This is a genomic window from Kandleria sp. (assembly GCF_017934775.1).
Taxonomy (GTDB): Bacteria; Bacillota_I; Bacilli_A; order Erysipelotrichales; family Coprobacillaceae; genus Kandleria; species Kandleria vitulina.
The window spans coordinates 1-8,248 of the sequence record NZ_JAGBIX010000075.1; the positions used below are offsets into that span (position 1 = coordinate 1).

Below are 8,248 nucleotides of genomic sequence, written 5' to 3' on the forward strand. Positions count from 1 at the left end.
AAACAGTATCAGGAATCTTGCCAAGGAGATTCAAAGCCTGAAAATACTGAGAGAACTTAAAATTTTGTTTAGAAAAAGATTCAATAGAATTAATTAAATGTGTTATACTTTCCATGATGAAACATCCTTTCGTGATATTTTGGTTGGCGCTAAAAGTATAACACAGGTTGTTTCATCTTTTTTAGTTAAATACGAAAAAAGATGATTACTAAGATATACTCAGTAATCATTTTACTGTATATATAGATAAAATTGAGGGTAGTGTATTAGTGCTATGTGCTATAGATTTTTGACACTACCTGAAACAAATGGGGGATAATATATGAAAGAAATCAGTATTAAAGATATTGAAGGAATCAATATTGGACAAGTAGAAAACAGTGAAGGGGGAACAGGATGTACTGTTGTCATCTGTAAAGATGGGATGCGTGCTGGACTTGATATAAGGGGTGGAGGTCCTGCCTCAAGAGAAAGTCAGCTGCTTAATCCCTTGATGGCAGCCCAATCAATTCATGGAATCCTACTTGCAGGAGGAAGTGCTTTTGGTCTAGAAGCAGCTACTGGTGTAATGAATTATCTAGAAGAACATGACATCGGTCTTGATGTTGGTGTCACAAAAGTACCGCTTATCGCACAAGCAGATCTTTTTGATCTTATGGTAGGAGATAAGCACGCAAGACCGGATGTCAAGATGGGATATGAAGCAGCCAAGGCAGCAATGGAAAATCCCAATTATAAAGATGGTAACTACGGTGCTGGATGCGGTGCGACAATTGGCAAGATTGCAGGAGGAAAGACCTGCATGAAATCAGGAATAGGAAGTTATGCGATTCAGGTAGGAGAACTTAAGATTGGTGCTATTGTAGCAGTCAATGCCTTAGGGGATATCTATGATTATAAGAGCGGAAAGATGATTGCAGGATTATTGTCAGAAGATCATCAATCATTAAGAAGCACAACTGAAGTGATGGCTTCATCAATTGATGTTGTAGACAACCGCTTTGTCTCCAACACCACATTGGCGATTCTTGTCACAAACGCAAAATTTGAAAAATCACAGCTTTGCAAGATTGCCGGAATGGGACATGACGGCTATGCAAGATCCATTCGTCCCGTTCATACATCTTATGATGGCGACAGCATCTATGCGGCTTCTGTAGGAGAAGTGAAAGCTGATCAGGAAGTTGTAGGAACATTGGGAGCTGATGTTATCGCGGAAGCAATCAAGCGAGCTGTCTACAGTGCGAAAGGTGCCTATGGCTTACCTGCGCTATGCGATCTTGAGCTAGGAGAATAATATGCTTTCATTAAGAAGATATGAAGAGAAAGATGGTGAAACAATTCTTTCTTGGATTCAGGATGAAGATACTTATTATAAATGGAGTGCTGGTATTTTAGGAACATATCCAATCACCTTGAATCATTTCAAGAAGATCAATGACATGGAAGCCTTCATGGTCATTGAAGAAAAAGAAATAGGATTCTTCACCATTCGTTCACCAGAAAAAAATGTATATCGTATTGGCTTTGTGATCCTCGATCCTAAAGCAAGAGGAAAAGGTTTAGGAGCAGGTCTTATTAAATGTGCTATTCAATATATTAAGACACATTATCCTGTAGAAATAATTACATTAGGCGTCTTTCTTAATAATGAAAGAGCCTTACGCTGTTATCAGAAGGTGGGCTTTAAAGAAATTAGTAGAGAAGAAGTTAATATCAATAATCTAATATGGCAAGGCATAGATATGGAATTAAGTGAATAGGGAACTATTCACTTTTTGCATTATCATATAAAAACGATATAATGAGAATAAGGAGGATTATTCAATGAAATGCGATTATCATATTCATACATCTTATAGTGATGATTCAACATTCGAAATGGAAGAGGTTGTAAAACTAGCTATAAAAATTCATCTTAATGAAATATGCTTTACTGATCATGTCGATTATGGTGTCAAAAGAGACTGGGATGATCCCCAAGGCATTCTTTATAAAAATGATACCGTCTTTATGAATGTCGATTATCCATCCTATATGGCACAGATTGCTTATCTTAAAGAAAAGTATAAAGATCAGATCATTATCAAAGCTGGAATGGAATTTGGCATGCAGGTGCATACCATTCCTCAATATAGAAAATTATTCCATGCTTATCCTTTTGACTTTATTATCCTTTCATGTCATCAGGTAGATGATTTAGAATTCTGGACATATGAATTCCAGCAAGGTAAATCTCAGATAGACTACAACAAGAGATATTATCAGGAAATAAAGAATGTTATTTCTTTATATAAAGACTATAGCGTATTGGGTCATCTTGATCTGATTGCCCGCTATGATGAATCTCCACTTCCATTTGATTTCATAAAAGAAGATATAAAAGACATACTTAAGATCATCATCAAAGATGGAAAAGGTTTAGAAGTTAATACATCTTCTTATCGTTATCATTTAAATTCCACTCAGCCATCCATTGAAATACTTAAGCTTTATAAAGAGATGGGAGGACAAATTATTACTATTGGCAGTGATTCTCATGAGCAAAGCCATCTTGGAGCGTACATAGAAGAAACGAAAGCTTTATTAAAGGAATTAGGCTTTACTCATTTCTATACTTTCAAGAACATGATGCCAATCGCTCATGCTCTTTAGAAGGAGGCTAATAAATGAAAACAGCTATTGTCTATTATTCTCATCATCATGGCAATACTAAAAAACTACTGGATGCGATAGCTTTGCAAAATGAAGTAACACTTATTGACGCGACATCTACTAATAAAGTAGATCTATCAGAGTATGATCGTATTGGTTTTGCATCGGGCATTTATTATAGAAACTTTGCCAAGCAGGTCATCAGTTATGCTAGAGATTATTTACCAGAAGGTAAAGAAGTGTTCTATATCTATACATCAGGTGCTAAAGATGGAGACTTTTTAAAAGGGATTCGTCAAGTGGTCAATGAAAAGAACAGCATTGAATTAGGTGAATATCACTGCCGGGGATTTGATACTTTTGGCCCATTTAAATTGGTTGGTGGGATCGCCAAAGGACATCCTACTAGTCAGGAGATAGAGGGTGCTGTTGCGTTTTATAGGAACCTATAAGAATATGGATGTCCATATTCTTTTTTGACACAAAAATTTAATAGTTTTTTAGTAATTTTTCTAAAAAAATAATGAATTATTGTCAAAAAGATATTATTATAATATATAAGGGTTATTAATTAAGGAGGTGTACGACTTTGGCTAAATTGAATGTACAGGCCGTACAAAAAATTAAAGATATTTGTGAACGTTACAAAGATGAAAAGACGCCACTCATGATGATTTTACATGATATTCAACATGAATATGGCTACATTCCTTTGGAAGTTCAAGAAATCGTTTCGCAAGAAACAGGTATTACAGTTGCAGAGATTTATGGTGTTGTTACTTTTTATTCATTTTTCTCTTTAAAGCCAAAAGGGAAATATGTAATCGGGTGCTGTCTAGGGACTGCATGTTATGTAAAGGGTGCACAGCAGGTCATCGACAAGTTCCAGGAGATTCTTCATATCGCCCCTGGAGAAACTTCAGAAGATGGATTGTTTACACTTGATGCCTTGCGCTGCATTGGAGCATGTGGTATTGCACCAGCTGTCAGCATCAATGGTACTGTTTATCCAAAGATGGAAGTCAGTCAAGTACCTAAGATTATTGAACAATATCGTAAAGATGCGGAGGTGGCTTAAATGATCGCTACTATGGAAGAAATGAATGCACATATTGCCTCATTGACCAAAGCTTTTGATGAAAAGATTTTAGGACAAGATGGAAAGAGACATGTTGTGCTTTGTGGTGGTACAGGATGTTTAAGTTCACATTCCGAAGAAATCAAGAATCGCTTTGAAACAGTGATTAAAGAAAAAGGAATAGAAGATAAGGTAACAGTCAATCTTGTCGGTTGCTTTGGCTTCTGTTCACAGGGACCATTTGTAAAGATTTATCCTGAAGATACTCTTTATCGTATGGTCAAGATTGAAGACGTAGATGAAATCGTTGAAACAGATTTACTTGATAATAAAATTGTAGAACGTCTTCTTTATGTAGAACCAACCACAAATGAAAAGAAAATCAAACAGGATGATATTCTTTTCTACAAGAAACAGCGACGTGTTGCATTACACGGCTGTGGTGTTATTAATCCAGAAGATATCAATGAAGCTCTTGGAATGGGTGGATATCAGGGATTAAAACGTGCATTGACAATGACAAGACAAGAAGTCATTGATGAAGTATTAAAAGCAGGACTAAGAGGTCGTGGAGGTGGAGGTTTCCCTTCTGGAAAGAAATGGCAATTTGCCTATAATCAGGATAGCGATGAAAAGTACGTTGTCTGTAATGGTGACGAAGGTGACCCTGGTGCCTTTATGGATCGTAGTATTCTTGAAGGAAATCCTCTTGCGGTCATTGAAGGCATGGTTATTGCCGGATATGCAATTGGTGCTAGCAATGGTTATTTCTATGTTCGTGCTGAATATCCAACTGCATTAAAACGATTGCGTATTGCAATTAAGCAGGCTGAAGAGCTTGGGTTATTAGGTGATCATATTTTAGGTACATCATTTAGTTTTAGATGTCATATTCGCCTTGGCGCAGGTGCTTTTGTCTGCGGTGAAGAAACTGCGTTGCTTCACTCTATTGAAGGTAAACGTGGGATGCCACGTCCACGTCCACCATTCCCAGCTGTATCTGGATTATGGGGCAAGCCAACTATCGTTAATAACGTAGAAACATTAGCTTGTGTTCCATTTATCTTAAGAGAAGGCAGTGAAGAATTTGCAAAGGTTGGAACTGAAAACTCAAAGGGTACTAAAGTCTTTGCCTTAGGTGGTAATGTCAACAATGTTGGTCTTGTAGAAGTACCAATGGGAACAACGCTTAGAGAACTTATTTTTGATATCGGTGGAGGCATTCCTAATGGCAAGAAATTTAAGGCCATCCAGACAGGTGGTCCATCAGGAGGATGTCTTACTGAAGAATATCTAGATGAACCAATTGACTTTGATAACTTAGTTGCTAAAGGATCAATGATGGGTTCTGGTGGTGCGATTGTCATGGATGAAGATACATGTATGGTCGATGTCGCAAAATTCTATCTTGAATTCATTTGTGATGAATCATGCGGTAAATGTACACCATGTCGTATCGGTACAAAACGTATGCTAGAAATCCTTACAAAGATTACTGAAGGCAAGGGTGAAATGAGTGACCTGGATGAACTTGAAGAATTAAGTGAAACAGTACAGACCAATTCACTTTGTGCATTGGGACAGACATCTGCCAATCCAGTCAATTCCACACTTCAGCATTTCAGGGATGAATATATTGCGCATATTGTCGATAAGAAATGTCCAGCACATGTCTGCAAGAATCTTATGGAATACCATATTGATAAAGACAAGTGTATCGGCTGTGGATTATGTGCAAGAAACTGTCCAGTACACTGCATTAAGGAAATAGATTATAAGCCAGAAGGTCATAAGCGTAACTCTATGGCCATTGATACATCAGCATGTATCAAGTGTGGTTTATGTATGTCTAATTGTCGCTTTAAGGCGATTGAAAAGAGATAGGAGGTTCATATGATTAATATTAAGATAGAAGGCATTTCTTATCAGGTTGAAGAAGGCTTAACAATATTGGAAGCTGCGAGATCTTGCGGTTATGAAATCCCATCTCTATGCGCCTTTAACCATGGTGAATGTAACCAGGGTTCATGTCGTGTCTGTCTCGTTGAAGTAGTAGGAGCAAGAGGGCTTGTTGCAAGCTGTGTCTATCCTGTACATGAAGGAATGGAAATCTTGATTTCTACTCCAAAAGCAACACAGGCAAGAAGACGAAGCGTAGAACTGCTGCTTTCAAATCATAACAAGAATTGTCAGCAGTGCGATAAGAATGGCAAATGTGAATTATTGCATGTTGCTACAATAACTGGAGCAAGAGATGATGCATTCAAGGGTGAACACTCACCAACACACCTTGACTACTTGGCACCAGGTCTTGTCCGCGATACTTCTAAATGTATTCTTTGTGGGCGCTGCATTGCCCGCTGCAAGAATGCGCAGGGATTAGGTATTCTCGGATTTGAGAACCGTGGCTTTAATACCTTTGTTTCACCAGCAGAAGATCGTAGTTTTGCTGATTCACCATGTATTCAGTGTGGTCAGTGCGTCAACGTCTGTCCAACTGGTGCATTGATGGAACATTCAGAAATTGCGAAAGTGGATCAGGCTTTCAAGGAAGGAAAGCATGTCATCGTGCAGGCAGCGCCTGCTGTTCGAGCAGCATTAGGAGAAGAGTTTGATTATCCAATTGGTACACCGGTCACTGGCAAGATGATTGCCGCCTTGAGACGATTAGGCTTTGAACGTGTCTACGATGTTAACTTTGGGGCCGATCTTACAATCATGGAAGAAGGTTCTGAGTTACTTCAGCGTCTTCAAAATGGTGGTACATTGCCAATGATTACATCTTGTTCACCAGGATGGGTCAACTATGCAGAATACCAGTATGGAGATCTGCTTGATCATTTATCTAGCTGTAAATCTCCACACCAGATGCAAGGAGCTATCATCAAGTCCTACTGGGCTAAACAGAACGGTTATGATCCAAAAGATGTCTTTGTGGTTTCTGTTATGCCTTGTGTTGCAAAGAAATTTGAAAAGCAGCGAGATCAGCTTAAAGTTGACGAAAACTATGATGTAGATGCTGTTATAACAACAAGAGAACTTGCCAAGATGATCAAGCGAAGCGGTATTCGTTTTGACAGATTGCCAGATGAAGATTGGGATCAGGATATCATGGGTGATTATTCTGGTGCTGGTGTTATCTTCGGGGTAACTGGTGGCGTTATGGAAGCAGCACTTAGAACAGTCTATTATAAATTGACTGGTCAAGAATATGGACGTATCGCTTTTGATGAAGTCCGTGGACATGATGCCGGTATTCGTGAAGCAACGATCGATATCAACGGTCTTGAAGTAAAAGTTGCGATTGCCTCAGGCATGAAGAGCGCCAAACCATTGCTTGATGATATCAGAAACAACAAGTCACCATATCATTTCATCGAAATCATGGGATGTCCTGGTGGATGCATCAACGGTGGTGGACAGCCTTATGTCAAGCCATGCTTCTTGCCAAATGAAGATGACAACATTCTTGATACATACAAGGAAAAAAGAGCAAAAGCTCTCTATAGTGAAGACGAACGTCAAACTGTCAGACAGTCCCACAATAATCCACAGATTATTGAACTTTATGACAAGTACTTAAAAGAGCCAAACTCTCATCTTGCACATAAGCTGTTGCATACAACATATGCAAGCAGAGAAGGATTTAATGAAATAAAATAATGATGTACCAGTCTATGACTGGTACATCACTTTAAAGGAAAGAGGAAAAAATATGAACAAATCAGTGAATACGAAAACAATTACATTAACCGGGGTGCTTTTAGCTATCTGCATTGTCTTCCAGTTATTTAAAGGCATCTCGCCATTTATTTCTGGACCAGTTGTTAATGCGGTAATCATTATTGCGACAGCTGCAGTTGGATTATGGAGTGGAACAGCTATTGCGCTTATTTCACCAATTGTGGCTTATTTCTTAGGAGCAACACCAATTCTTCAGGTGATTCCACTTATGATTCCGGTCATCATGGCAGGTAACTGGATCATGGCAGGAGCTACTGAACTTTATAAGAAGAACAATGAAGATTTAAGAGGTATTGCGACACTTGTTGTGGGAGCAGTATTAAAAGCAGCTTTCTTATGGTTCATGGTTTCATTTATCATGTTGCCAACATTCGGTAAGAATATTCCAACACCTCAGCAGATCGCAATGAAAACAATGTTCTCAACTGTACAGCTTATCACAGCTTTAATCGGTATTGTCATTGCATTATTATTATGGAAACGTATCGGTCAATTTATTGAACAGTAAAAATAGACTTCAAGTAGATTTCTACTTGAAGCTTTTATTTCATTTTATAAAGTTCCCGACAGAAAACCCACGTGCCTTTAGGCCGTGGGATGAATGGCGGTTAGAATATATATTTTACTAGAATAAATATCAGTAAAATATATGGTATAATATACATACAGGAAATCCTATTTCCGAGTCTTTAGAAAGGAGAAAGCTGTATGCATCTTACCGTAAAACAACAAGTAAAGCGTCTTTCAAAGGAAGATTACAGAACTATAAGA

General features: G+C 38.2%; 8 protein-coding genes. All 8 read left to right on the top strand.

Features of this window, described 5'->3' with window-relative positions; genetic code table 11:
* The first annotated feature begins 322 nt into the window (after window positions 1-322).
* The gene (locus J6L95_RS08200; protein WP_287458779.1) at window positions 323-1,297 is read left to right on the top strand and encodes a P1 family peptidase; all 975 of its coding nucleotides are present in this window, start codon (window positions 323-325) and stop codon (window positions 1,295-1,297) included.
* Window position 1,298: 1 nt separating this feature from the next.
* Window positions 1,299-1,763 (top strand): GNAT family N-acetyltransferase, encoded by a 465-nt coding sequence (locus J6L95_RS08205; protein WP_287458780.1) that lies wholly within the window; start codon window positions 1,299-1,301, stop codon window positions 1,761-1,763.
* A gap of 64 nt (window positions 1,764-1,827) precedes the next feature.
* Window positions 1,828-2,655, top strand: a complete 828-nt coding sequence (locus tag J6L95_RS08210) for a histidinol-phosphatase HisJ family protein (RefSeq protein WP_287458781.1) — start codon at window positions 1,828-1,830, stop codon at window positions 2,653-2,655.
* A gap of 14 nt (window positions 2,656-2,669) precedes the next feature.
* A complete protein-coding gene (locus tag J6L95_RS08215) occupies window positions 2,670-3,107 on the top strand; it encodes a flavodoxin family protein (protein WP_287458782.1) in 438 nt (145 codons plus the stop codon).
* Window positions 3,108-3,244: 137 nt separating this feature from the next.
* Window positions 3,245-3,733, top strand: a complete 489-nt coding sequence (locus tag J6L95_RS08220; RefSeq protein WP_029071272.1) for an NADH-quinone oxidoreductase subunit NuoE family protein — start codon at window positions 3,245-3,247, stop codon at window positions 3,731-3,733.
* On the top strand, window positions 3,734-5,617 hold the full coding sequence (nuoF, locus tag J6L95_RS08225; protein WP_287458783.1) for an NADH-quinone oxidoreductase subunit NuoF: 1,884 nt from the start codon (window positions 3,734-3,736) through the stop codon (window positions 5,615-5,617).
* 9 nt (window positions 5,618-5,626) lie between these two features.
* Window positions 5,627-7,396 carry an NADH-dependent [FeFe] hydrogenase, group A6 gene (locus J6L95_RS08230; RefSeq protein ID WP_074624656.1) on the top strand — a complete coding sequence of 590 codons (1,770 nt, stop codon included), beginning with the start codon at window positions 5,627-5,629 and terminating at the stop codon, window positions 7,394-7,396.
* Window positions 7,397-7,448: 52 nt separating this feature from the next.
* Entirely contained in the window at window positions 7,449-7,985 is a 537-nt protein-coding gene (locus tag J6L95_RS08235) for an ECF transporter S component (RefSeq protein ID WP_287458784.1), read from the top strand.
* Window positions 7,986-8,248 lie beyond the last annotated feature (263 nt).